Raw genomic sequence first — 23,181 nt, 5'->3', positions numbered from 1 at the left:
ATGAGCAAGTTTTAGCAGTAATGAGTAAATATTTTTCAACTGTATTTAGCCCCAATCATGACAATATTTTTGGTGTAAGGTGATTTCTTGTTCTAAAATAGCCTTAAGTCCATTAAGACCATATTTCATATCTTCAAAGGTACGAGATTTATAGACAGCAAGTCCATAGGCGCGGCTAAATTGGATTAAAAATAAGTAATCTTGCAACAAATATTCTTGAAAAACTGCTGGTGTTAGAGTCCCATCCTCAATAGCCATTACATAGGGGTGCTTTATGTAAGCATCCCATATATCACTAGCTTGTTGTTTGAGTCGTTCAAATAAAGAAGACATAAATCTAGTAAGTTGCCAAAAATAATATTGTTCTACCAAATCCGGTTATTATGGTAAACTCTTAAGAGTTAGAAACTTTAGTTTTCTCTACTTGGGATAAACCTAACTCAATGATTTCTTTCATCTTTTCCGGTTGTACATAGAGTCCTTGACCATCTTTTGAGCTAATTAAATATCCGTATTTTTGATTCATCGCCACTGCCAGGATATAGTAATGAACAAACATATAATCTTCTCTAAAAATTTCAATCACCACTGTGTTTTCATCAGCAAATACTTGATGTGTAAAACCAGCTCCAGCGGCGCCAATAATTATTTCTGCTTCTTGGAATATCTTAACTTTCTCTTTGAGGGAATACTTGGTCAGTGTAAGTATTTCAAATCCATACTTTTCTAAAATCGGTTTTAATTCTTCCTCGTTAGTAATATACCTTGTTTTAGCATCTTTTCTACTTATATAAATGCGTCTTTTTTTATTTGATTTTTCTTTTGGGACAAAATTTCTTTTAATCCATTCTACTGTTGGAGGATAAGTTATAAACAAAGAATGAATTCTGGTGCAGATGTGCAGTTTATCAAATTCATATACTCCTTCATCTAGAAATATTACTCTATCTAAACATCCGGCTATTTCCAAGCTTTCTTTGACAAATCCTTTGGCGTTTTTATGAAGAATGATTGGTAAACTATTTAAATGTGGATCATTTTCAAAAATATTCATTTTCGGCAACATCTGTATTAACCAGTGAAAATAGTTATCGGGATAAGATCCTAGAAAATATATTGCTTCTTTTTCTATTTTCGTTTTTTTTGTAAACATGATTTTTGACTCAAACTTAAGCCAATCTTGCACATCATAAATAGTTGGTAAGTTTGTATATCTAATACTAGCTGTGACTTCTTTCCAAATCTTTCCTTCAACAATCGGAAAATAACCTGGAATAACCACAGATACATTTTTAGCAGACACAATACCTACTTCGTGAGAATTTATTTTTTTGCTTTCAAGACTTTCTCGATTGGGAAATTCTTGCTTATACTTCTCTTGAAATGGTTCTTTAAGACAAAAAGGTGGCTCAATCACTACATTGTCTAGACTATATATATCTTTATGAGAAACCCCTTGATAATTTTGAGAAACTGGTATTGAACTGGCATCTACAAATCTGGCGGGCCCTTTTTTTAATAAATAAAAAAGCTGTTTAATATAGTCAGATAAATATTGTTTATAAATTTTGTTTACTTGAGTTTTGATGGCCATATAGCTAAATTTTCCTGTAAAATACTTTTTAGTATAAATTAATTTGCCAAAAAGTCAATTTATTGATTGATGAATTATGAGATTATAGGGACTAAATATGCTGAATCTGCCAAAAGTGATACAGGGCAAGGATTTAAGTTGTTAATAAATTTCTTTAACTGAATTGCCAGCCTTGTCTCAGTTATATGTATTTAAACCTATTTTTAGCATAATATGTACGGAAGAACCAATTTGACTAAGGAATTTATAAAAGTACCAAATCAAAGATTATCATGTCAGGAACCATCATTATCACCGGCGCTACTGGATTTTTAGGCTCCCATATCATCAGAAGCCTAATAAATAATCATTATCAAGTAATCGCTTTAAAGCGAAGTTTCTCTAACATAGCAAAAATCGAGGAGATGTTAGATAAGATAAGCTGCTACGATATAGATAAGTGTAATCTAGAAGCTCCTTTTCAAGATTTTACTAAGATTGATGCAGTAATTCATGTAGCTACTGTTTATGGACGTAAAAATGAAACCTCTTCTAGTGTTTGTGAAGCTAATCTAATTTTTCCCCTTAAATTATTAGAGACGGCTATTGCCTATGATACTCCCCTATTTATCAACACAGGCACCTGTTTAAATAAAAAATCTATTCCCTATCAGGGTTTAGTTAATTATTCCCTATCTAAATACCAATTTCATCAGTGGGGAAAGCAATTCGCTTTAACTAACAAAATTCGTTTTATAAACGCCCAGTTAGAAAACATGTTTGGTCCAGGAGACCCTCAATCATTCCTCACCTATGTAATTAATAGCTGTCTCAATAATCTAGAACAGTTAGAATTAACAGCGGGGGAACAAAAAAGAGACTTTGTGCATGTGGATAACGTTGTCTCAGCTTATTTGTTGTTATTGGAGAAAGCGAGTTCAAAATCAGAAATGTATCAAAATTATGAAATAGGAACAGGTAAATCCATATCACTTCGGGAATTTGTAGAACTAGTTCATAAATTAACTAAATCGAATACTCTTCTTAAATTTGGAGCAAAACCATACCGGGATAACGAAATTATGTATTCTCAAGCAAACATACAAAGCTTAGTAGAACTTGGTTGGCAACCAGATACTAATTTAGAAGGTAGTTTACTCAAAGTAATCAAAGACGAGCAAAAAGCTGAATAGCTGTTCTGTATGTCGAAATAGCCGCCCCAACTAGACTATGTACAGCTAGTTGGGGTAGTAGTTAACTTTCTTTATGCTGATTGTTTTCTAGAGAAGAAGCGAGTAATTTCACCTATCCAAAGAATAACAGAAGTACCAGCGATAATAACTAACCATTCTTGCCAAGATAAGGGTACTGTTCGGAAGATTTCACCGCCAAATTGAACCATCAAAATTTGACCCAGCAAAATGACCAAAGCGATGGAGATAAAACCTTTGTTTTGGAAGATGCCAGAAAAAGCAGATTCTTTTAGACCGAAAGTTTTGGCATTAAACATGTTCCAAAACTGGAGCATGACAAAAGTAGTAAAAAACAAAGACAACTCATAGTCTGTGACTGTACCATCTCCTTGGATATAAAAAAGGAAAACAACAAACAAGACTAAAAAGATGGGAGCTACGGTAAAGATGTTAATCGCCATTGGCCGAGAAATAATGAATTCATTAGGATCTCTGGGAGGAATCTCCATAACTTTTTGACTAGGTGGTTCAGTTGCTAAAGCTAAGGCGGCAAAAGTATCCATAATCAAATTTATCCAGAGTAGCTGAGTTACCGTAAAAGGAAAATCAACACCAATAAAAGGACCAAGCAAAGCCAAACCACAGGCAGCAACGTTGATAGTTAATTGGAAGAGAATAAATTTTTGAATGTTTTGGTAGAGGGAACGTCCCCACATCACTCCTAGTTCAATACTTCCGAAGGAATCATCAAGAATGATAATATCACTAGCTTCTTTCGCCACGGAGGTACCAATTTTACCCATAGCCAAACCCACTTGTGCTTGTTTGAGGGCCGCAGCATCGTTAGTGCCATCGCCAGTAACTGCAACTACTTGACCATCGCTTTGTAATAGTTGCACGATTCTTTGTTTATCTTGAGGACGTGCCCTAGCGATAACTTTAGCTTTTTTAATAGCGGCGAGGGCGGCCGAATCATCCATGGAGCGTAAATCTGCACCCATAACATAAGACTCGGAGTCATCTGGGGGAAGAATACCAATTTCGTGGGCTATTTCTATAGCTGTGAGATAACTATCACCAGTAATCATTTTCACCTCGATTCCGGCCTTTTTACACATAGCTACGGCTTGAGGAACTTCGGTTCTGATGGGATCTGTAATGGCTACGAATCCTAGCCAAATCATTTCTGCTTGGTTCTTTTCTGCTTCTAAATTGGGTTGAGAGTTTTCTGAGGTTAAGACGTAGGTCAAGCCTAGAGTTCTTTTACCTTTTGCTTCGTAGTCTTGTAATTGTTTAACTAGTTGGTTTTTCAGTTCTGTATCAAGGGGTTTAACTCCTTCTTCTGTCATGATTTTTTGACTATAACTTAAAAGCAAATCAGGGGCACCTTTATAGTGAATGATTGGTTGAGAAACAACATTAGAATTGCCCAAGGTAGCCATGTATTTGCGTTCTGAGGAGAATGTTAACTGATTAGTTATCTCAAAAGCATTTCTTTGTTGAAGATAATTTATACCTTGATTTTCTATCCAGAGAATCAGGGCACCTTCTGTGGGATTTCCGATCACACTTGTTCCTTCTTTGGCGCGGTTCAAGTTAGCTGTACTATTCACACAAATCCCTTCAATCACTAGCTTACCGATTTCACTAGCCTTTAAATCAGTATCTTTGTTGGTAATTCTAGGAAAGTTGACTTCAGTAACAACCATTTTGTTTTGAGTCAAAGTTCCAGTCTTATCTGAACAAATAACTGTGGAAGAACCGATAGTTTCACAGGCGTTCATACTGCGAACTAAGTTATTTTGCTTAGTCATTTTCTGCATACTGTAAGCTAAACTCAAAGTTACACTCAAAGCTAAGCCTTCAGGTACAGCAACCACAATTACGGCTACAGCAATCATAAAGTAAGTTAAGAATTCACTGGCTACAGATGCGGGTAACCAGTCTTGAGGAGAAGCTGGTAACCAGTTTAATCCATATCCTAATCCTATACCTGCGCCAAAAACTCCTAGGCCAATGGCGATTGTCCCTAGCCAAACTTTTAAGTCGCTATCGTCTAACCATTCTGGGGGTTCTACATCTGTTCCGCTTAATTCTAGACCATCATAAACTATCGGTAACCAGATACAAATCAAGGCGATGATCATACCAGTGACTAGGATAGAAACAAAGTACCATTGTCCCAAGCTTAAGACTAATTCTTGGGTAATAATACCTCTAACTACTAAAGCCACGTCAATTAGTACCGCTACTAATAATCCTAAGACACCAATTAAGCGACTGAGGCGGTCTAACTGGATATTTAGAGGACTTTCTACAGTTTCAATGCTTTGAATTGCTTTCGCTGTACCTCCTATTTCCGTACTATCTCCTACGGCTGTCACTTTGTACATACCGTGTCCATTAACTAGTGTTGTTCCTCGAAGTAATTTATCTGGGGGGTAAGCGGTATCACTTTGAGTATTTTCACCTGGTTCAGAACTAGTCATTTTTCTCACAGGCCGATCTTCCCCAGTTAACTTAGATTCATCCACCTGCATTGTCACTGCTTCAACCAAGTTACCGTCAGCAGCTACTTCTTGACCAGTTTCTACTACAACTAAGTCTCCTACCACAATATCTTTTTTGGGAATTGTGGTGAAGTGATCATCTCTCCATACCTCTATCGGTTCTTCATTATTGGATTGGTTGAGAATATCAAATTCTTTGTTGGCGTTATATTCGTTGATAAAGGCGACGAAAGTTGCTAGGAGAATGGCAACAATAATGCCAATTCCTTCTATATAGGTTCCGTCTATAATACCTACTCCTATCGCTAAAAAAGCTGCTATGAGAAGAATACGTACAATTGGATCTTCAAATTTTTCTAATAGCAGTTCCCACCAAGGATTATCTGGTGGTGGAGTGATTATATTATTACCATATTTTTTTCTACTTTCTTCTACTTCTGCTGTGCTTAAACCTTTGAGTATAGTATTTTTCTGATTATAGTCTTCGGTTACTGCCATAGATTCTTCCTCTATTTTTAATCTTATTTTTGTTGATTTTTTGTTTGATTTGCCCTCTATGTTGAACGCACCCCAACTCAATAAGAGCGATTATAGTTGGGGATTCTCTAGCATTAAGAAGCATTTAGACCTCTCAATGTCCCCAGAGTTACAGGCGTTCGCTGTGTGTCGTACACCCTAGAAAAATACTTATCACCAATTAAGACAAAATACCAATATCTGGCACCAATGTTATCTGAAGTTGACATAAGTTGATTCTAGCAAATATCTAAACTGATAGCATACATCCACAATCTAGAAAAATCTAAAGACAAACAAGGCAACGAAGTTTTTATTTATTGGTTTTGTTATCCTCATATCTCCCAGTTCCGGTAGTTACTTAGTAAGTACCATTTAACCAGATTTAGTATCAATCTCACATCTTCCACCAGTACTTATGTACCAAATTATTGTGGTCATCCATTCCCCGGATTTAAAATCCGGGGGCGATCGCATTAATTCTTTAACTCATTACTTCCTCACTCATTATTCATCCACCAGTAAATGAGTGATAAAGATGCAAGATCTGAGTCCACCACCAGTAAATGAGTATTTTGTATTGTATATAAATTTATATATGTTTCAAGTAACAAGTTACAGGATGCCAGGATAAAAATAATGTCAAGTTTAATTTAATCTATGGGAATAATAAAGACTATGATGAAATTAATCTGGTAAAAAGGAGAAGTAAGATAGATAAGTTAATGCAATGGAAGCAGAATGCTAAGTTCAAAGAGTTATATATTCAAACTCTAAGAAATACTTACCATACATATAATATTGAAGGAGTAACAGACATTGGAGTGGTAACTGTAGAACTAGAAAAAGTTTATATCTCACCTTGTTTAGTAGCTAAAAATCTAGAAGAGATTTCTGCCTCGATGATTCAAAGGGCTGAATACAGTGAGTTTCATTCAATTTGGGATTTTCTCAAGGAATTTGAACAAGAACCAAGCTATGGTCGCCTCGGATTATCAGGAGGACCGGGAACAGGAAAAACTCTTCTCCTAGAATATCTTACCTTAGTTTACTCTAAAAACAATCAACGTAATATTTCCCCAAAAGCGCCTAAATTATTACCAATTTTGATGGAATTACGTCAAATTCGCAAATTAATCACTAACGAACCCTCAACTAGCCTGACCGACTTGATTACTAAATTTGTCAAGAGAACATATCCTGCTAAATTAAATCCCAAAGAAACTTGGTTTGAACAGAAATTAAGCCTAGGAAAGTGTCTGATAATGTTTGATGGACTTGACGAAATCATTAACCCTCAAGAACATCAAATTATGAGCCAATGGTTGGATAAACAAATGATGATATATTCAAAAAATCTATTTATCATTGCCTCTAGACCATCTGGTTTCACTAAATTTCCTCTAGAAAATATTTCAATTTACTTAGAGATACAAACATACAATCATGAACAGCGAGAACAGTTTCTTGGGAATTTTTATTGGCAACAACAATTGTTACATCAAACTTACGAAAATAATTTTAAAAAACATGAAGACAAAATTAAAGAAGATAATCTAAAAAAAGCCAAAAAAATCAACAAAGTACTTAAACATAATCTCGCTTTAAACTATATTACTTCTAATCCATTACTCCTAACTTATGTAGCTTTTTTTACAGACCAACCCAGCTTTGTGGCCAAGGTAAAATTTAAATTATACGAGCAAATCTGTCAATTATTACTCAAAACTAGACCAGAAGCTAAGGGAATTAACAATATTTACAATTTAAATAAAGATCAGATTTACTTACTAATGCAAAAATTAGCTTTAGAGTTAATGATACGCCATAAAACTCAGTTTACTGAACAAGAAGGCAGAGAAATACTCTCTACTCCCGTAAAAACAATTTTAAAAGCAGAAAATCCGCCTACAAATTCTTTTTTTACAGATTTTTGGCAATATATTGTTGAAATCACTGGAATTGTGCGAATAACTTCTAATATCATCTATGAATTTATTCATTTAAGTTTCCAGGAATACTTAGCAGCCGTGGAAATTCAACAAACTAATCAAGAAGAAATTTTAGTAAATCAAGTAGCTGACTCCTGGTGGAGTAATACGATTCGCTTTTATGCTGCCTATAGTGACACCAGTAAGATTGTAGAGGCGGCATGGCATAAACCTACAGTTACCACCATCAATTTAGCCTACTATTGTTGGGAACAAGGAGAACTAATCAATTTGGAACTTAAACAAAAAATACAAGAATGGTTAGAACAAGCCTTAGAATCTAGAAATCCAGAAATAGCCTGTTTAGCAGCAAGAGTGCATTTATCAAGGCGATTACAAAATGCCCTGGCTATTAATTAACGATAGTATAGAGATAGACAAAGATTTGATTACCTGTGCCGAATATCAACTATTTTTAGAAGAAACTATTGAGAGTCGGCCACCTTGTCATTGGAAAAATGAAAGATTTTTACCTGGTACAGCAAAACTACCCGTAACGGGAGTGAACCCTAATCAAGCTTTAGCTTTTTGCGAATGGCTTAATCGAGAGTATAAGGCGAAAGGTTTTAAATATCGTTTACCAACCCTAGCAGAGGCTCAGCAACATCCCCTTCCTCATGGTAATATAGGTTATTGGTGCAGTGATACCAATAAGTTACTTATATCTGGTATTAGTGATGAGCAATGGCAATTTTGGAAGGCCAAGCATTATGGTAGAGTTGAATTAGGTTTTATTCAAGAATTATTAGATACTTTGATTTACTTACTTGAATCTATATTAGATTTAAATGTTAATTTAATTTTAATTTTAGACCGGATTAACTTGCAGGGAGAACAACATGACAAAACAAACAACCGCGCTCGAATACTTAATCATTCTCTAAAACGTGTACGCAGTCAAGTTCTTCATCTAAGTCAAGATTTAGCTCAAGAATTAGAAAATATAGTTAGATTTAAACTCGATTTCCCTCAAGAATGGATTTTAGAAAAAAATAACGTTTTTGCCTATTTAAAAGATTTAACTAATGAATTATTTTATGTTCTACACATTGATTATGATATAGTACTTGATTTAGATGTAATCAAAAATTTAGATTTAGGATTCAAAGACGAATTAATTTCTCAACTTGATTTAACTAGTTACCTGGCTTTTTTACATGAGCAATTATTGTCACAAATTCGTAACTTAACTAAAATTCTGGATTCTAAATTAGTTAATAAATTGACCAGTTATTTAAGAAATTATTATAATTTTGATGAAATAGTAGAGAAAATAAGAAACACAGATTTAAAGGAATTACCTCAGTCAGTGATAAACTTTGAAAGTCTCCTGACAGCTAATCTTGATTTACTAGAAAAATATCCGAAACACTTAGATTTAGCCCTGGATTGTCTTCGGTCTTTTGCTAATAGGAGTAATCCTATCATTATTCGTTGCCGTATTTTATTAATAGCCTCCTGTTGGTATTATCTATCTTTTCTCGATTACACTGATAATAATCTTAATCCCAAAAAAACTAAACATCTACAAGTAGGATATGAACAAAATATGAGAGAGGTTTTAGATTTTTATAGCACTGTTATACTGTTAGACCTTAGAAAAAACGGTGATATTCCTCCCTGGGAAAGTATTCGCTTAGTTAGAGAAGAAATTTAAAAATTTCCAATTCGGGACTTATTGTCTTGCTTATTCCCTATTCTGGAGTTCCCCTATAAAGTAGCGCTATAATTACTGCTATATTAAGTATATTTACTTGTTGTGTTTCTCGGTCCTTCTTAATTACTATGAAAATTCAATTTACCAAAGATATTATTAGTAAAGTTCTCTCTCCTGCCGTGAGTATTTGGTTACATTCTCAATTAGAACGAGTGGAAAGCCTGGAGGTAAAAATAACTGGTAATAATCGGCAAATTATTACTGGTTATATTCCCTGTGTATATCTTAAGAGTCTCTCTACTGTATATCAAGGTATACATATAAACCAGGTAGAAGTGAAGGGAGAAAATATTAAAATTAATCTAGGACAAGTTATTAAAGGAAAACCCCTACGTTTATTAGAGCCTATTCTTGTTAACGGTAATCTAATTTTAGCAGAAGCACAACTTAATTTTTCTTTGGCTTCTAGTCTTCTTTCTACCGCTTTAACTGATTTACTCTTTACTTTTTTAAAGTATGAATCAAAAAAGACAGTAGCTAATTCTAATTTTAACCACACAAGGGAGTCATGGTCGAGCTCTAGTGTGGAAATCCAAAGCCAATATGACCGAGAAAATTGTACTGTTAATTGGGAAACAGCAAAAATAACCTCAGATAAGTTGATTATCCAGGGTGTTGTTACTAGTAAAGATACAGGAATGGTTAATTCAATTACTCTTTGTTCGGGTATAGTTTTAGCTAGTTATCGAAAGTTACTGCTTCATCCTGTGCAGATTGAGACTGATAGGTTTAATTTTACGGTGCCTAATTATGAAATTGATTTAGGTTCACAAGTTCATCTCAATAGTCTTACCTTAACAGAAGGTAAAATTACATGCAAAGGCAGCGCTACTGTGGTTTCAGAATAGATATATTTGCTGCTCACTCTGAGGTGTTGGCTTCTTGACGTTATCTTTTTAAATACTTTCAGCACCTTAGACAAAGCACGCAAATACAAAAGTACTGAAATTTGCCAACAGGCTCCGAATCAATTTTTAAGGCACATTGTTGGGTTTCGTCACCTCAACCCAACCTACTACTACTACTAATGAATGGGAGAATTATTTTTGAAGTGTTTAGTTGCTGACGCCTTTGCCCCGTCAGCCCCTACTTAGAAATTTAACTAAATTTTTGACACAATAATAAACCAAACCAATGGTTATCATCGGTATAAGTTTTGAGTAGTTTAAGTTTCTGTTGGGTAAGATAAGATTCTAACTTCTTTCTATTAAACTTGCGGGAAATCTCCGTAAGAATTGTTTCTTGAGGAGAAAATTCCACAGTTAAGTCTAAGGCAGCTAAGTTAACAGTTTGCTGAGTTTGAGAGACTAAATACATCTCTATTTGCGATCGCTCTTGATTATATATGGCTCTATGCTTAAATAAGCTTAAGTCGAAGTTTCCCCAGAAGCGCTGATTTAAATGGGCTAACATATTCAGGTTAAAGGCTGCTGTAACTCCCTGACTATCATTATAAGCTGCCGTTAAAATCTCTGGAGACTTTTGTAAGTCAACTCCTAATAGGCAATAGTCATATTGATTTAAAGCTGAGTTTATTTGAGCAAAGAAGCGATCGCACTCTGATTGATTTAAATTACCTAGTGTACTACCCAGAAAAATAACCATTCTACTAGGTAATAAATAATCAGTCTTAGTTAATTTCTCTAAAGCTTGTTCATAAGTACTAACAAAGCCCTGAATTTGAAGACGAGGATATTCATCTAACAATTTCTGAGCGCTAAACTCTACAATAGTTTTACTCACGTCAACTGGTAAGTATACTAAAGGGTAACTTTGTTCTTGATAGGCATCCAGTAAGAAGCGAGTTTTGAGTGAACTACCACTCCCTAATTCTATCAATTCACAAGCTTCTGTTACCTGGGCTATCTCGGTGGCATGTTTTTTGAGTATAGCGGCTTCCGTGCGCGTAGGATAGTATTCAGGTAAGGTACAAATTTTTTCAAATAGTTGCGAACCTAAATGATTATAAAAGTATCTAGGTGGTAAAGATTTCTGTGTTTGAGTTAAACCTGAGATAACATCTTGCCCATCATCTTGGGATGGTGATGATTCTTGGTCTATTAAATAATTTAGACTCAAACGTGCTTGTTTATAACTTACCATTAATAGTTCCTCATTGTTGTTTTTGTTTTAACTAGCAAGTGTCTTCCAGTGCAATATACAACAATATGGGACTTTTTAGCCACTATTTTAGGGTTGAAATTACTCACTAAGTTATTTTTTTATTCCTCAAAAACTCTTCTATGTCTGAAACACCCAAAGGACGACTAAAATAGTAGCCTTGTATAGCTTCGCAGCCTAGATTCTTGAGGATTGTTAATTGTTCTTGTGTTTCTACCCCTTCGGCTATCACTTTAAGATGTAAAGCTTTAGCTAGGTCAATTATTGCCTGGACCACTGCTACATTTTCTGAGGCTGCGGTAAGATCTTTAATAAAAGAGCGATCTATTTTTAATTTATGAAAAGGAAATTTCTTGAGATAACTCAAAGATGCGTAGGCTGTGCCGAAGTCATCTAAAGCTATTTTAATCCCTCTTTTAACTAAACTAACTAAGGTCTCGTTAGCTAATTCTACATCTTCAATTAAACTACTTTCAGTAATTTCTAATTCTAAACGCTCTGATGGTAAACCAGTTTCTTCTAAAATTTCTTCTATAATTGATAATAAATTCTCTTGCTGAAGTTGCAGCGCTGATAGATTTACAGAAATAGTTGGTGGTGCTATACCAAGTTTTTGCCAGAGTAAATACTGCTCACAGGCTTGTTTCAATGTCCATTCCCCTATGGTTTTGATTAATCCTGTTTCTTCGGCAAGGGAAATAAATTTATATGGGGGAATTAGTCCTTTTTCTGGGTGATACCAACGTAGTAAACATTCTAATCCTGATACTTGATTGGTTTCTATATCTATTTGAGGTTGATAATTTAAATATAGTTGTTTTTCATTGAGCGCATTATAGAGAAGATTTTCTAACATCAATAATTCTGCTGATTCGGCATTGATTGTTGGGTTATAAAATTGATAACAATTACGCCCTTGTTGTTTCATATTATATAATACCGCGTCAGCGTTTCTCAGTAAGGTTGCTTTGTCTCTACCGTCTTGGGGATAAAACACTATTCCCATACTCATTCTGATATTCAGTTGGTTGCCTTCGATAGTAAATGGTTGTTTGAGAATTTTCATAATTTTTTCTACTACTTCCACTACTTCTGCTGTTTCTTGAATATTAGGTAGTAATAGAATAAACTCATCTCCTCCCCAACGGGCAAATATTTGTGTTGGCCTAATTAAGGTGAGAATTCTTTTAGCAAAGCGTTTTAGTAGTTTATCACCAATCAGGTGTCCTAAAGAGTCGTTGATTTTTTTGAAGTGATCTATGTCCATAAAAACTATTGCTAGTTTATTGTTTAATTTTTCTGCCTTGGCGATCGCTAATTCTAATTTTTTACTGAATAGTAGTTTATTTGGTAATTTTGTCAAACTGTCATCATAAGCTTGTTTTTGTAATTTTTGCTCTGTTTTCTTTCTCTCTCTAATATCTCTTACGGCAAAACATAGGTTTTCTTTTTCTGCATATTTTATGATGTTAACACTAATTTCTACATCAACTATTTCTTTATCTTTACTATTATAATAGCTTTCTAATACTAATTCTTGTTTTTTGGAGATAATTTGATTTATGTAGCTATCTATAATATCATTATCTATGGGCATCAAATCATAAATGCTTAATTTAAGCATTTCTTCTTCACTATACCCCAACATTTTACAATAAGCTTCATTTACATTAACAATTTTTCTACTTGTTATGTCTACTAAAAATATTCCTTCTGATATTTGTTTAACAATTGCTTCATATTTAGCCTTATTTTCCCTGAAAGCCGCTTCTGTCTGCTTTTGTTTCGTTAAATCAAATAAATATATTCTAATTAATTGCTCTTTTGCTAAGTATTGTACATATTCTTGAAATATTTCTTCTCCTATTTTAATATCTCTCAGTAAAAATTTATCCGATTTTGTTTCTAGGTTATTTAATATATCAACTTTGATGGGATGTTTGTCTGTTAGGTTATTAATTTCTGGGAATTTTACTTGAGCTATACTATTACTATAAATTACCTTGCCACTATAATCTAATTCTAAAATTGGATGTGGCACTGACTGAGAATGGTTACTCAGTTTTTCTAAAAATTCTTGATCTATTTCATCTAATTTATCTAAGGTAAATACTGTTTTTTTGTTCTGAATTTTCTCGTTTATTTCTTCATCGTTTATTTCTTCATAGCTTATTTCTTCATCGCTTATTTCTATAGAACTTAGCAATGGTTTATTTATATCATTATTATCTATCTCCTGTTTTTTATAGAGTATTTTTAATTCTCTTCCCAGTTGAATTATATCTCCATTTTTTAATTCATGAGATAGACATCTTTGGCCATTAACCATAATTCCATTTGTACTTCGATTTCCTTTTAAATCTCCGTCTATTATCCAATATACTTCTTCAGATAAATTATTATATTGAACTTTCAATATTGTCGCATGATGTCTTGATATAGTTACGCTATATATCACTATATCATTTTGAGAATGACGCCCTATGCTGTAGACTTTTTTCTCTAGAGATCTGGTTTGTATGTTTTTTTTGTGTTTTATTATCAGAGTATGTTTGATTTTTTCTAGACTCAAATTCATCACTATCGTAGTTTTAAATAAATTATATCTTTTCTTTACTGAAAACTATTCACAGTCATTTTTATGACTAATATCTTTGAATACCGATCTAATCCTAGTTGATAATAGCTAATTTTTTCTTTTTTTACTAGAGTAAATCTACTTATAAGCTTTATTTATCAATATAGGCTTTAATTATTATTAATTTTTATCTATAATAACTAAGGGAATAGGGAAACTGAAAAAAGCTATATACTTTACTTAAGTAATAGTAAAACCAGTTAAAGATGACTGTTGCTGAGTGACAGTTAAACCTTTTCCTTGAAGTAAAACACCAAAATTACCCAATCCCTCAGGATTAATCAATTGATGTAAAAAATCACGTTTGGCTAAAACTTCTTGAATACCGTATTGATTGTTACTCAACTCAACTAAACGCTTACCTAATCCTAATGCCATCAGAAACATTCCCTGTTTAGTAAAACCTAAATTATTAAGCCCTATGATTAATTCCCCATAACATTCTAAGGCTGTAAAATTAACGTGGGTAGTAATATCCTGTTGACCGAGATTAATATAGGGATTATGATTAGTTTGATGCTGATAATAACATTGTAGAGTTCCTTGAGAACGTTGAGGATGGTAGTAGCGCCAAGCATCGTAACCATAGTCAATAGTGAGTAAATAACCTTTTTTCAGCTTACTAGCCACCGTCTTTAACCAATCTAAAGCGGCTAAATTAACTTCTGTGCGATAATTTTCTGGATATAGGGAGGAAGGAAACTCTATATCAATAAGTTGAAAATATTCGGCTATTTCTTCCCCACGAGAGGAGGTTTGATAAATCTCTTGAAGTTGATTATCTTGATAGGTGACGTAAACTTCTAACAATTCTTGCTGTTGTAGAGTCAATATGTGTATAGGCAAAGCATCAACTAACTCATTACTAAAGCAACAGCCTACTAAAGAATCATTCGGTAAATCCGACCAATTTTGCCATTTAATCTTGGATAATCGCTTAGCTAAAACCTGTTGTTGTCGATTAATCAATTGAGGGGAAGTTTCTATCACTATATATTCAACTGCTGCATAAAAATCAGGATACTCCTTTTCAAGATAATTTAAAATATCCTCGGCTAGATGTCCTGTACCTGCGCCCATTTCTAGTAAACTAAAGGGTTGAATATATCCTAGGATTTCCCACATCTGATGAAATTGTATAGCTAATAATTGGCCAAAATCAGCGCCAAGGGAAGCAGAGGTGAAGAAATCTCCTTCTTTACCAATTTGAGTGGCATTTGAGCTATAATAGCCGTACTGGGGATGATATAAAACTAAATTAAAATAATCAGCAAAAGTTAAACAATTTCTCGGAGAAGAGGCAATAGAATTAATAATAATTTGTTGTAACAAAGAAGAATTAGATGACATTAATAATAGCTCAAACCTACGATAAAACTAGTATTCCTTGGCAATTATATCAATTGCGGGAGAAAATAGGCCAATGGTGGGAATGGAAAATATCTCAACTAGAAATGAATCTACCAGATTCTCCGAGTCTTTCCTGGCTAACTGTGGAATTATTAGAAACAATTGGTTGGGTTATCTTAGGTATCCTGTTACTATTTTTGGGATACTTGTTAATTAAATTGATGATTCCTGTGGTTAAGTCTTATGTAGATAAGATTCAAAACTTATCTAATGCCAATAATAAACCCCAGACTAAGATTATACCTATATCAGTAGAAAAATGGTTAGAGCGATCGCAGTTGTTAGCGCGTCAAAACAACTATAGCGAAGCCTGTTTCTGTCTTTATCATGCCTTGCTACAATTACTAGATGATCAAAAAGTCATTGCTATTGATGATAGTCGAACTGATGGAGAATATCAACGACTAGTTACTAATCTCCCTGATGCTAACTTCTATGAAACGCTTTTAGTTACCCATGAGTTTCTCTGCTTTGGGGAAAGGGAAGCTTCCGAAGCTACTTGGCAAAACTGTCAAGAAGCTTATGGAAAAATTGCTCAAAAAATTCTCCCTTCTTGAACTTGTTGCCAATACATGAGAATATTGGAAACTAGAGAACTAGATTAATTTTATGAGTACTCAAGCTATATTAGAATTACAACAATCATCTTTAAGCTTAGACCACCAAAAACTAGCTAAAGTGTGGATTAATACAGCCAATCTGTTAATTATTCAGGATTTAGATGGGGTTTGCATGGGTTTAGTTAAAGACCCTCTCAATCGAGTTATAGATGTAGAATATGTAAAAGCAACCCAAGCCTATAAAGACCATTTCTATGTATTGACAAATGGAGAACATATTGGCAGCAGAGGTATAAATACAATTATAGACAAAGCTTTTCAAGAACAAGAAAATACCTCAGCGCCATTTTATTTACCAGGATTAGCCGCAGGAGGAGTACAATGGCAAGATATTCACGGTAAGATCTCTCATCCTGGTGTTGGGGAAAAAGAGTTAAAGTTTCTAGCATCAGTACCAAATTTGATGCGCACAAAATTAACGGAATTTTTTAGAGAAACTAAACATCCATTTACACCAGAAGAATTAGAAAGCTATATAAATGCTTCCATACTAGATAATTATGTGTCGCCAACAGTTAATTTAAATACTTTTTATGGAAAATTGGCAGGAGAAATAGAAGTTTATCAAGCTTTGCAAGGAAAAATGCTGGAATTGATGGAAGAATTACAAGCAAAAGCTAAAGATATCGGTTTGGCTAAGGCTTTTTTCTATCATCTTGCCCCAAATTTAGGCAGAAATGAACAAGGCAAAGAGATAATCAAACCCGTAACTAGTGATAATTCTGGAACTACTGACTTTCAATATATGCTAAAAGGTGCAGTGAAAGAAGCAGGCGTAGTAGCAATTCTCAATCTTTATTATGGCAGGAAAACCGGAACATATCCCCTAGGAGAAGATTTTAACGCCAGACAAGCCCCCTCTAAACATGAAGAATTGTTAAGGTTAGTAACAGAAAACTTCGACCCAGAATTAATGCCAACTATGATTGGGGTAGGAGATACAGTAAATAGTTCTGTAGAAGTAATAAACGGGGAAAAACAGGTAAGAAGAGGGGGAAGCGATCGCAACTTTCTTCAGTTGATTCAAGATATCGGCAAAGAATTACAAAGACCGAATATAGTTGTCTATATAGATAGTAGTCAAGGAGAAGTTAAAAACCGCAAACCACTAATTATTAAAGATAATCAAGTGATTGAAGGACCAGGAGATAATCAAGATACTACGGAACCTTTGCAAATAAATGTGGTTTTCCCCGGAGGCTATCAACAATATTGTCAATTTTTCTGTGAGACAGCTAAGCAACGTCTACAATAGAATTACCACAGAAGAAAAGTGAAGAAAAAAATAATTATATGTCATTACCAATAGTAGCAATTATTGGCAGACCGAATGTAGGGAAATCAACTCTCGTGAATCGTCTCGCCAAAGATAGACAAGCAATAGTAGACGACCAACCAGGAATAACGCGCGATCGCACCTATCAAACAGCTTTTTGGCAAGACCGGGATTTTCTCGTAGTAGATACCGGAGGTTTAGTCTTCGCCGATGACAGTGAATTTCTCCCAGAAATTCGTGAACAAGCCATGTTAGCCTTAGCAGAAGCCACAGTAGCTATATTTGTAGTAGATGGACAAGCAGGAATCACCGCCGGAGATTTAGAAATTGCCTCCTGGCTACGGCAACAAAAAGTCCCAGTTATCTTAGGAGTGAATAAATGTGAATCCTCAGAATCAGGTTTATTACAAGCGGCAGAATTTTGGCAACTAGGCTTAGGAGAACCTTTTGCTTTTTCTGGAATCCATGGGAATGGGACAGGAGAACTACTAGATGAATTAATACAATACCTACCAGTAACTCCTCAAACAGAAGAAACACCAGAAATAAAAATAGCCATTGTGGGACGTCCCAATGTAGGAAAATCTAGCTTATTTAATAGTATAGTGGGACAAAATCGCAGTATTGTTAGTCCTATTTCGGGAACAACTAGAGATGCAATAGACACAGTTATCACCAGAGATGACCAAATCTATCGTTTAATTGATACAGCAGGTATACGCAAAAAGAAAAATGTAGAATATGGTGCCGAGTTTTTCAGCATCAACCGCGCTTTTAGGGCGATTCGGCGTTGTGACGTGGTTTTACTAGTAATTGATGCTGTAGACGAAATTACCGACCAAGATCTGAAACTAGCAGCAAGAGTTATTGATGATGGTCGCGCTGTAGTATTGATTGTGAATAAATGGGATGCTGTTGATAAAGACTCCTACACCATTTATCAATATACTCAGTTAATCCAAAGCCGTCTCTACTACTTAGACTGGGCAGAAATTATCTTTGTGAGTGCTAAAACTGGTCAAAGAGTCGATAAAATCTTTGATTTAGTCAAAACAGCAGCAACAGAACATCGCCGCCGGGTCAGTACATCTGTAATTAATGAAGTGATTCAAGAGGCGATTACCTGGCAATCACCTCCCACCAATCGCCAAGGAAAACAGGGTAAAATTTACTATGGTACCCAAGTAAGTACCGCACCCCCAACTATTGCCCTCTTCGTCAATGATCCCCAACGCTTTAATGATAATTACCGACGCTATATTAACAGACAATTTCGTCAACAATTAGGTTTCCAAGGAACCCCAATTAGGCTACTCTGGAAAGGGAAGAAACTTCGTGAAGCAGAAAGAGAGACTGCTAATCGAGCCACAAAAGTCTAAAATTACTAGTAAAGCTATGGAAAAACAAGTAATTCGTACAGAATCAGCCCCAGCGCCTGTTGGTCCCTATAATCAAGGAATTATTGCCCAAGGAAGTCTTTTATTTATCGCCGGACAAATCCCCCTAAATCCCTCAACTAAAGAAGTTGTAGGAGTTAATGATATTACTAAGCAAACTGAACAGGTAATGGAGAATATAGAGGCGATACTAAGAGCAGCTGGAGCTAAATGGGAGAATATAGTTAAAACTACCGTATTTTTGAGCGATTTAACTAATTTTGATGCCATGAATCAAGTATATGCTCAATACTTTCCAGAAGAGACAGCACCCGCTAGGGCCTGTGTGGAAGTGTCACGCCTACCCAAAGATGTGTTAGTAGAAATAGAATGTATTGGAGTAGTTTGAAGCATGGATGAATTTATGGCTGAGGCGATCGCCGAAGCAAAACAGGGCAGACAAGAGGGTGGTATTCCCATTGGTTCGGTTTTAGTCAAAAATAATCAAATTATTGGCCGAGGTCATAATAAGCGGGTGCAAAACAACGACCCCGTTACCCATGCTGAGATAGATTGTTTACGCAACGCCGGGAGAATTGGTAGTTATGCTCAAACCACTCTCTATTCTACCCTGATGCCCTGTTATTTATGTGCTGGAGCTGTAGTACAATTTGGCATTAAAAAAGTGATTGCAGGAGAATCAAGCACTTTTCCTGGTGCGAGGGAATTTATGGAAGCCCACGGCGTCGAAGTAATTGATTTAAATCTATTGGAGTGTAAGGAGTTGATGGAGGAGTTAATCCGTAATTCTCCCCAGTTATGGTGTGAGGATATCGGAGTCGATGATATTGCATCTAAATAAGCTCTAATCTACACCTAGTAAAAGTTTTAGATTTATTCAGCAAACCCTAGGTTAAAAATATCATCACAGGGGATTATGTCTGTAAAATTACAAAGAAGACAGTTTACGGTTGAAGAATATCATCAAATGGCTGAGGTTGGTATTCTCAAAGAGGATGACAGAGTAGAATTAATAGGAGGAGAAATTGTTCAAGTGGCACCTATTGGGATTCCTCATGCTGCTTGTGTAAGGCGTTTAAATATAATTTTTAACAATTTAAATTTCTTGCCCCAGAAAGTAATAGTTGATACTCAAAATCCAATCAACTTGAGCAATGATAGTGAACCTGAACCAGATTTGATTCTATTACGATGGCGTAATGATTGTTATGCTCAAAAACATCCTCAACCAGAAGATATATTCTTATTGATAGAAGTGGCAGATTCAACAATTAGGTATGACAGAGAAATTAAAATGCCTTTGTACGCTCAAAATGGAATTTCTGAAGCCTGGTTGATTGATATTAATCAACAATTAGTAGAAGTTTATCGACAAGCAAAAGGGAATAGTTATCAAAATGTGCAGCAGTTTTTTCCCGGAGATACTATCATTGTTGAAGCTTTTGACGATATTAGTATAGCTGTTGATGATATTTTAGGGTGATTTTATAGTTTGTAGGTTGGGTGTACTCGCCTAGGAGCGAGATATCGCACTCTTATCAGCGCTCAACTCAACATTAGTTTTAAACTTTTTGTAAAGACTTAGAACTGAACTTTTCTAAATTTAAGCTTAAATTATCATCCTGACGGTAAGCTGACCAGATCCCATGATTTAATCTATTTTGTTTCCATATTCCCTGAATGAACTTTTGATCATCAGAAACTGTACCTTGATAATTGAGATAATAACCACGATTTGATATGTAACATTTAGTGAAAGTTATTTTTCTACCTATAATTTCTCCTTTTACAGTTGCTTCTCCTAATTCTCCATCATCTAAAATATTGCCACTAATGAAATTATTGCCCTGCAATAGGGTCATTTCAAATCGTGTAGGAAGACTTCCTTGCCAATAAGTACCTAACCAGATTCCATTAATATCAGCCATCTTTTATATTATCTGTTTACTACTTCAATTTTACAGGTTTTCTAAACAAAGCCCTACTTGTTACCGAGTAAATTTACTATAACGTCATATAGTCAACTTTTTCTCCGGTTAATTGAGGCGCAAGCCTTGCAAGAGGGCGCAAGCCTTGCAAGAGGGCGCAAGCCTTGCGCCCCTACTACTAGCCTAACTATTACCAGGGAATAGCCCTATATATAGCAATGAGCCAATAGATGTTGACAAAAATGATGAAAAGCCCCCCTTAGTAAGCTATCCTTTATAAACATCTTTCTTAACATAAAACTTGACAAAAACCGTAACTTGTGGGTTAGTGCTTTTTCAGATTTTGTTTAAGAAAATAATGTATAAAAAAATACATTATTTAGGAAATTAAGTAATTTTACTTAAAAGGGTTCTCCCTGCTCCCTGCTCCCGTGCTCCGGTGCTCCCTGCTATACAAGGGTTTGGTGAGTTCCTTATAAAGCATAGCGCAAGTTCGGGGGGTTGGGGGGAAAAGTTAGTAATAAATGTTGTTAACACCACTGCGGTCATTGCTATAATTAACAAAATCTTAAGTTTAGTCAAATCTGCTACTTTTGATTTTATAATTTCAAAGTTGATAAAATTATTATTGCCACAATAGGAAATTAAAAATATGGGTTTTCTAAGTAGACTATTCGGTAAAAAAGAAGAAGAAAAAGCTCAATCTGCGCCTCAATTTGATATATCTCAAGCCGCTGAGGAAAAATCAATTCCTCCAGCAAAAGTTGGTCTAGATGGGGAGTTTGACGAAAGCGGTTTAGCTAAACGAGTCGCTAAAGCTTTAGATGATGCGAACATTTCTGATGATGTTGGCTTATGGGTAGCTCAAACTGGTAGCACAGTAGTTCTTAAATATAATCCAGACGCGGAATCAATTCTAGAACAAGCTAAACAAGTAGCTAGAGGAGTTGATGGTGCTACAGGAGTAGAGACTGTACCTAATAGTTAAATGAAATAAGAAGCGATCGCTTTTTCCCCTACAAGCCTAGGCGATCGCCCTAAAATTATGATAAAATATATCTTAAACAAGATAACCCAATGTAGCCAAATCTCTCCCAATCAGCTTACTAGTATTTTGATTACTCTGGTTAAACATATTCCCGACGTAACTATCAATAACGGTTTCTAAATGCTTTTTCTGTCTTTGGTGAAAGGATTCTGGTAGCAATAGATTAATTGCCTTGTTAATCCTGTTGAAGAAAATAACCCTTTGATTGCGACGAGAATTATCTACTTCTAATTGTCCAACTATTTGACTAATTTTTCTTCTAATGGGAAGTGCCCCTAATTTATAACTAGGATTGATTGACTGGTCAATATTTATTGATTCTAAACTATTTATTTCATATTTAGCTTCCACAAAATCTAGAATAGAAGCTGCCGTCTCTAAGTTATTTTGTTTAAATAATTCAAAAGGAATAACTAAAACATTATCTCTACCAAATAATTCTTGATAGTAACTAATTATTAAATCATACTTATATAGAGATGGTCTAACGGCGGGAAGCTTCCCATCAATATAGTTACTTTCAGCCAAGGCTTCTTCGAGAGTTTGCACTCCCTGATTTTTAATATATTCTTGATAGGTAGAAAGAATAATCTTTTTTTGTTCTCGAATAAACAAAAGAATTTTCGCATCAGGAAAAACTTTAGCTAATCTTTGGGCAACTAATTTAGGATAACTAATAGCACCAATACGGATAGAAAGATATTCATGAGAAAGAATCGGCACCAAGTTTTTAAGATTTGCTGCTTCTATCTCCGGTAAAAAGTGTGTTTGAGTCTCTGTGGGAGAAAAATTTAAATCATCAGGATAGACAAAGTAATTAATCGCTTCTATAGCTTGCTTATTTTTTCCCCATGGTGCAATCAACCCTAAATTTTGATTGTTAAATATGTATCTTTGTAGCCAACTCGAACCAGTTTTAGGATAACCAATGTGAATTAGTAATTGCATATATAAATTAAAAATACGAGAATGTCTTGAGTTAATTTAACCATAAAATACCGAATATTCCCCATCCGGCACCTTTATTGTCAAATAGTTTAATTAAAACCATAATGTAACAAACTAAAGAGACAACATAAATAATTGAAGACAATAAAGATAATAAAGATAATAGTGCTTCCATAAATCGCTTTTACCTATCCCTACAAATATGTATGATTACATTAAAACACACTAAATTACTAACTTATATAAATCTTTAGGAAAAATTAATAGTCTCTCTTAATTCTAAATTCTTCATTCT

The 23,181-nt window shown here is 34.7% G+C and carries 19 protein-coding genes; 11 read left to right on the top strand and 8 right to left on the bottom strand.

Annotation, left to right across the window (positions count from 1 at the left end; translation table 11 throughout):
* Window positions 1-45: 45 nt before the first annotated feature.
* Together MW688_RS06920 and MW688_RS06915 are read right to left on the bottom strand one after the other, a co-directional pair.
* Complete coding sequence (locus MW688_RS06920; protein ID WP_486735208.1) at window positions 46-333, bottom strand: TenA family protein; 288 nt, start codon at window positions 331-333, stop codon at window positions 46-48.
* A 61-nt stretch (window positions 334-394) separates the two neighbouring features.
* Window positions 395-1,594: a glycosyltransferase family 61 protein gene (locus MW688_RS06915; protein WP_486735207.1), complete on the bottom strand. Its 1,200-nt coding sequence runs from the start codon at window positions 1,592-1,594 to the stop codon at window positions 395-397.
* 272 nt (window positions 1,595-1,866) lie between these two features.
* Between MW688_RS06915 and MW688_RS06910 the strand changes: the two genes are divergently transcribed.
* Window positions 1,867-2,766: an NAD-dependent epimerase/dehydratase family protein gene (locus tag MW688_RS06910; RefSeq protein WP_486735206.1), complete on the top strand. Its 900-nt coding sequence runs from the start codon at window positions 1,867-1,869 to the stop codon at window positions 2,764-2,766.
* A gap of 71 nt (window positions 2,767-2,837) precedes the next feature.
* Here MW688_RS06910 and MW688_RS06905 read toward each other — a convergent pair whose 3' ends face one another.
* Window positions 2,838-5,774 carry a calcium-translocating P-type ATPase, PMCA-type gene (locus MW688_RS06905; RefSeq protein ID WP_486735205.1) on the bottom strand — a complete coding sequence of 979 codons (2,937 nt, stop codon included), beginning with the start codon at window positions 5,772-5,774 and terminating at the stop codon, window positions 2,838-2,840.
* Window positions 5,775-6,517: 743 nt separating this feature from the next.
* Between MW688_RS06905 and MW688_RS06900 the strand changes: the two genes are divergently transcribed.
* The 3 genes from MW688_RS06900 to MW688_RS06890 all read left to right on the top strand — a co-directional run bounded on the left by MW688_RS06900 (window position 6,518) and on the right by MW688_RS06890 (window position 10,348).
* Complete coding sequence (locus MW688_RS06900; protein ID WP_486735204.1) at window positions 6,518-8,143, top strand: NACHT domain-containing protein; 1,626 nt, start codon at window positions 6,518-6,520, stop codon at window positions 8,141-8,143.
* Entirely contained in the window at window positions 8,124-9,440 is a 1,317-nt protein-coding gene (locus MW688_RS06895) for a formylglycine-generating enzyme family protein (RefSeq protein ID WP_486735203.1), read from the top strand. The genes MW688_RS06900 and MW688_RS06895 overlap by 20 nt, the downstream gene beginning before the upstream one ends.
* Before the next feature lie 128 nt (window positions 9,441-9,568).
* A complete protein-coding gene (locus tag MW688_RS06890) occupies window positions 9,569-10,348 on the top strand; it encodes an LmeA family phospholipid-binding protein (RefSeq protein WP_486735202.1) in 780 nt (259 codons plus the stop codon).
* A gap of 250 nt (window positions 10,349-10,598) precedes the next feature.
* On the opposite strand, the gene egtD is transcribed toward MW688_RS06890, so the two are convergent.
* The 3 genes from egtD to MW688_RS06875 all read right to left on the bottom strand — a co-directional run bounded on the left by egtD (window position 10,599) and on the right by MW688_RS06875 (window position 15,609).
* On the bottom strand, window positions 10,599-11,603 hold the full coding sequence (egtD, locus tag MW688_RS06885; RefSeq protein ID WP_486735201.1) for an L-histidine N(alpha)-methyltransferase: 1,005 nt from the start codon (window positions 11,601-11,603) through the stop codon (window positions 10,599-10,601).
* Between the two features lie 106 nt (window positions 11,604-11,709).
* Window positions 11,710-14,199: an EAL domain-containing protein gene (locus MW688_RS06880; RefSeq protein WP_486735200.1), complete on the bottom strand. Its 2,490-nt coding sequence runs from the start codon at window positions 14,197-14,199 to the stop codon at window positions 11,710-11,712.
* A 240-nt stretch (window positions 14,200-14,439) separates the two neighbouring features.
* A complete protein-coding gene (locus MW688_RS06875) occupies window positions 14,440-15,609 on the bottom strand; it encodes a class I SAM-dependent methyltransferase (RefSeq protein ID WP_486735199.1) in 1,170 nt (389 codons plus the stop codon).
* On the opposite strand from MW688_RS06875, the gene MW688_RS06870 reads away from it, so the two are divergent.
* The 6 genes from MW688_RS06870 to MW688_RS06845 all read left to right on the top strand — a co-directional run bounded on the left by MW688_RS06870 (window position 15,603) and on the right by MW688_RS06845 (window position 20,445).
* On the top strand, window positions 15,603-16,226 hold the full coding sequence (locus MW688_RS06870) for a DUF4129 domain-containing protein (protein WP_486735198.1): 624 nt from the start codon (window positions 15,603-15,605) through the stop codon (window positions 16,224-16,226). The genes MW688_RS06875 and MW688_RS06870 overlap by 7 nt on opposite strands.
* Window positions 16,227-16,278: 52 nt before the next feature.
* Entirely contained in the window at window positions 16,279-17,544 is a 1,266-nt protein-coding gene (gene stpA / locus MW688_RS06865) for a glucosylglycerol 3-phosphatase (RefSeq protein ID WP_486735197.1), read from the top strand.
* Between the two features lie 38 nt (window positions 17,545-17,582).
* Entirely contained in the window at window positions 17,583-18,944 is a 1,362-nt protein-coding gene (gene der, locus MW688_RS06860) for a ribosome biogenesis GTPase Der (protein WP_486735195.1), read from the top strand.
* A 16-nt stretch (window positions 18,945-18,960) separates the two neighbouring features.
* Window positions 18,961-19,350: a RidA family protein gene (locus tag MW688_RS06855; RefSeq protein WP_486735194.1), complete on the top strand. Its 390-nt coding sequence runs from the start codon at window positions 18,961-18,963 to the stop codon at window positions 19,348-19,350.
* Window positions 19,351-19,353: 3 nt separating this feature from the next.
* On the top strand, window positions 19,354-19,803 hold the full coding sequence (locus MW688_RS06850) for a nucleoside deaminase (RefSeq protein ID WP_486735193.1): 450 nt from the start codon (window positions 19,354-19,356) through the stop codon (window positions 19,801-19,803).
* Window positions 19,804-19,878: 75 nt separating this feature from the next.
* Window positions 19,879-20,445, top strand: coding sequence for a Uma2 family endonuclease (locus MW688_RS06845; RefSeq protein ID WP_486735192.1), 567 nt, complete (start codon window positions 19,879-19,881; stop codon window positions 20,443-20,445).
* A 79-nt stretch (window positions 20,446-20,524) separates the two neighbouring features.
* Here the strand turns inward: MW688_RS06845 and MW688_RS06840 are convergent, their stop codons facing one another.
* Complete coding sequence (locus tag MW688_RS06840) at window positions 20,525-20,890, bottom strand: hypothetical protein (RefSeq protein ID WP_486735191.1); 366 nt, start codon at window positions 20,888-20,890, stop codon at window positions 20,525-20,527.
* Between the two features lie 652 nt (window positions 20,891-21,542).
* Here MW688_RS06840 and MW688_RS06835 point away from each other — a divergent pair.
* On the top strand, window positions 21,543-21,878 hold the full coding sequence (locus tag MW688_RS06835) for a phospholipid-binding protein (RefSeq protein ID WP_486735190.1): 336 nt from the start codon (window positions 21,543-21,545) through the stop codon (window positions 21,876-21,878).
* A 72-nt stretch (window positions 21,879-21,950) separates the two neighbouring features.
* Here the strand turns inward: MW688_RS06835 and MW688_RS06830 are convergent, their stop codons facing one another.
* The gene (locus MW688_RS06830) at window positions 21,951-22,886 is read right to left on the bottom strand and encodes a sulfotransferase domain-containing protein (RefSeq protein WP_486735189.1); all 936 of its coding nucleotides are present in this window, start codon (window positions 22,884-22,886) and stop codon (window positions 21,951-21,953) included.
* Window positions 22,887-23,181 lie beyond the last annotated feature (295 nt).

It is taken from the genome of Johannesbaptistia floridana (assembly GCF_057440575.1).
This window is presented reverse-complemented; position numbering and strand designations above follow the sequence as displayed.

Bases quoted from the DNA above. Each gene is read 5' to 3' on its own strand.
- MW688_RS06920 (WP_486735208.1), bottom strand. From the start codon at position 333: ATGTCTTCTTTATTTGAACGACTCAAACAACAAGCTAGTGATATATGG.
- MW688_RS06915 (WP_486735207.1), bottom strand. From the start codon at position 1,594: ATGGCCATCAAAACTCAAGTAAACAAAATTTATAAACAATATTTATCT.
- MW688_RS06910 (WP_486735206.1), top strand. From the start codon at position 1,867: ATGTCAGGAACCATCATTATCACCGGCGCTACTGGATTTTTAGGCTCC.
- MW688_RS06905 (WP_486735205.1), bottom strand. From the start codon at position 5,774: ATGGCAGTAACCGAAGACTATAATCAGAAAAATACTATACTCAAAGGT.
- MW688_RS06900 (WP_486735204.1), top strand. From the start codon at position 6,518: ATGCAATGGAAGCAGAATGCTAAGTTCAAAGAGTTATATATTCAAACT.
- MW688_RS06895 (WP_486735203.1), top strand. From the start codon at position 8,124: ATGCCCTGGCTATTAATTAACGATAGTATAGAGATAGACAAAGATTTG.
- MW688_RS06890 (WP_486735202.1), top strand. From the start codon at position 9,569: ATGAAAATTCAATTTACCAAAGATATTATTAGTAAAGTTCTCTCTCCT.
- egtD (WP_486735201.1), bottom strand. From the start codon at position 11,603: ATGGTAAGTTATAAACAAGCACGTTTGAGTCTAAATTATTTAATAGAC.
- MW688_RS06880 (WP_486735200.1), bottom strand. From the start codon at position 14,199: ATGAATTTGAGTCTAGAAAAAATCAAACATACTCTGATAATAAAACAC.
- MW688_RS06870 (WP_486735198.1), top strand. From the start codon at position 15,603: ATGACATTAATAATAGCTCAAACCTACGATAAAACTAGTATTCCTTGG.
- MW688_RS06875 (WP_486735199.1), bottom strand. From the start codon at position 15,609: ATGTCATCTAATTCTTCTTTGTTACAACAAATTATTATTAATTCTATT.
- stpA (WP_486735197.1), top strand. From the start codon at position 16,279: ATGAGTACTCAAGCTATATTAGAATTACAACAATCATCTTTAAGCTTA.
- der (WP_486735195.1), top strand. From the start codon at position 17,583: ATGTCATTACCAATAGTAGCAATTATTGGCAGACCGAATGTAGGGAAA.
- MW688_RS06855 (WP_486735194.1), top strand. From the start codon at position 18,961: ATGGAAAAACAAGTAATTCGTACAGAATCAGCCCCAGCGCCTGTTGGT.
- MW688_RS06850 (WP_486735193.1), top strand. From the start codon at position 19,354: ATGGATGAATTTATGGCTGAGGCGATCGCCGAAGCAAAACAGGGCAGA.
- MW688_RS06845 (WP_486735192.1), top strand. From the start codon at position 19,879: ATGTCTGTAAAATTACAAAGAAGACAGTTTACGGTTGAAGAATATCAT.
- MW688_RS06840 (WP_486735191.1), bottom strand. From the start codon at position 20,890: ATGGCTGATATTAATGGAATCTGGTTAGGTACTTATTGGCAAGGAAGT.
- MW688_RS06835 (WP_486735190.1), top strand. From the start codon at position 21,543: ATGGGTTTTCTAAGTAGACTATTCGGTAAAAAAGAAGAAGAAAAAGCT.
- MW688_RS06830 (WP_486735189.1), bottom strand. From the start codon at position 22,886: ATGCAATTACTAATTCACATTGGTTATCCTAAAACTGGTTCGAGTTGG.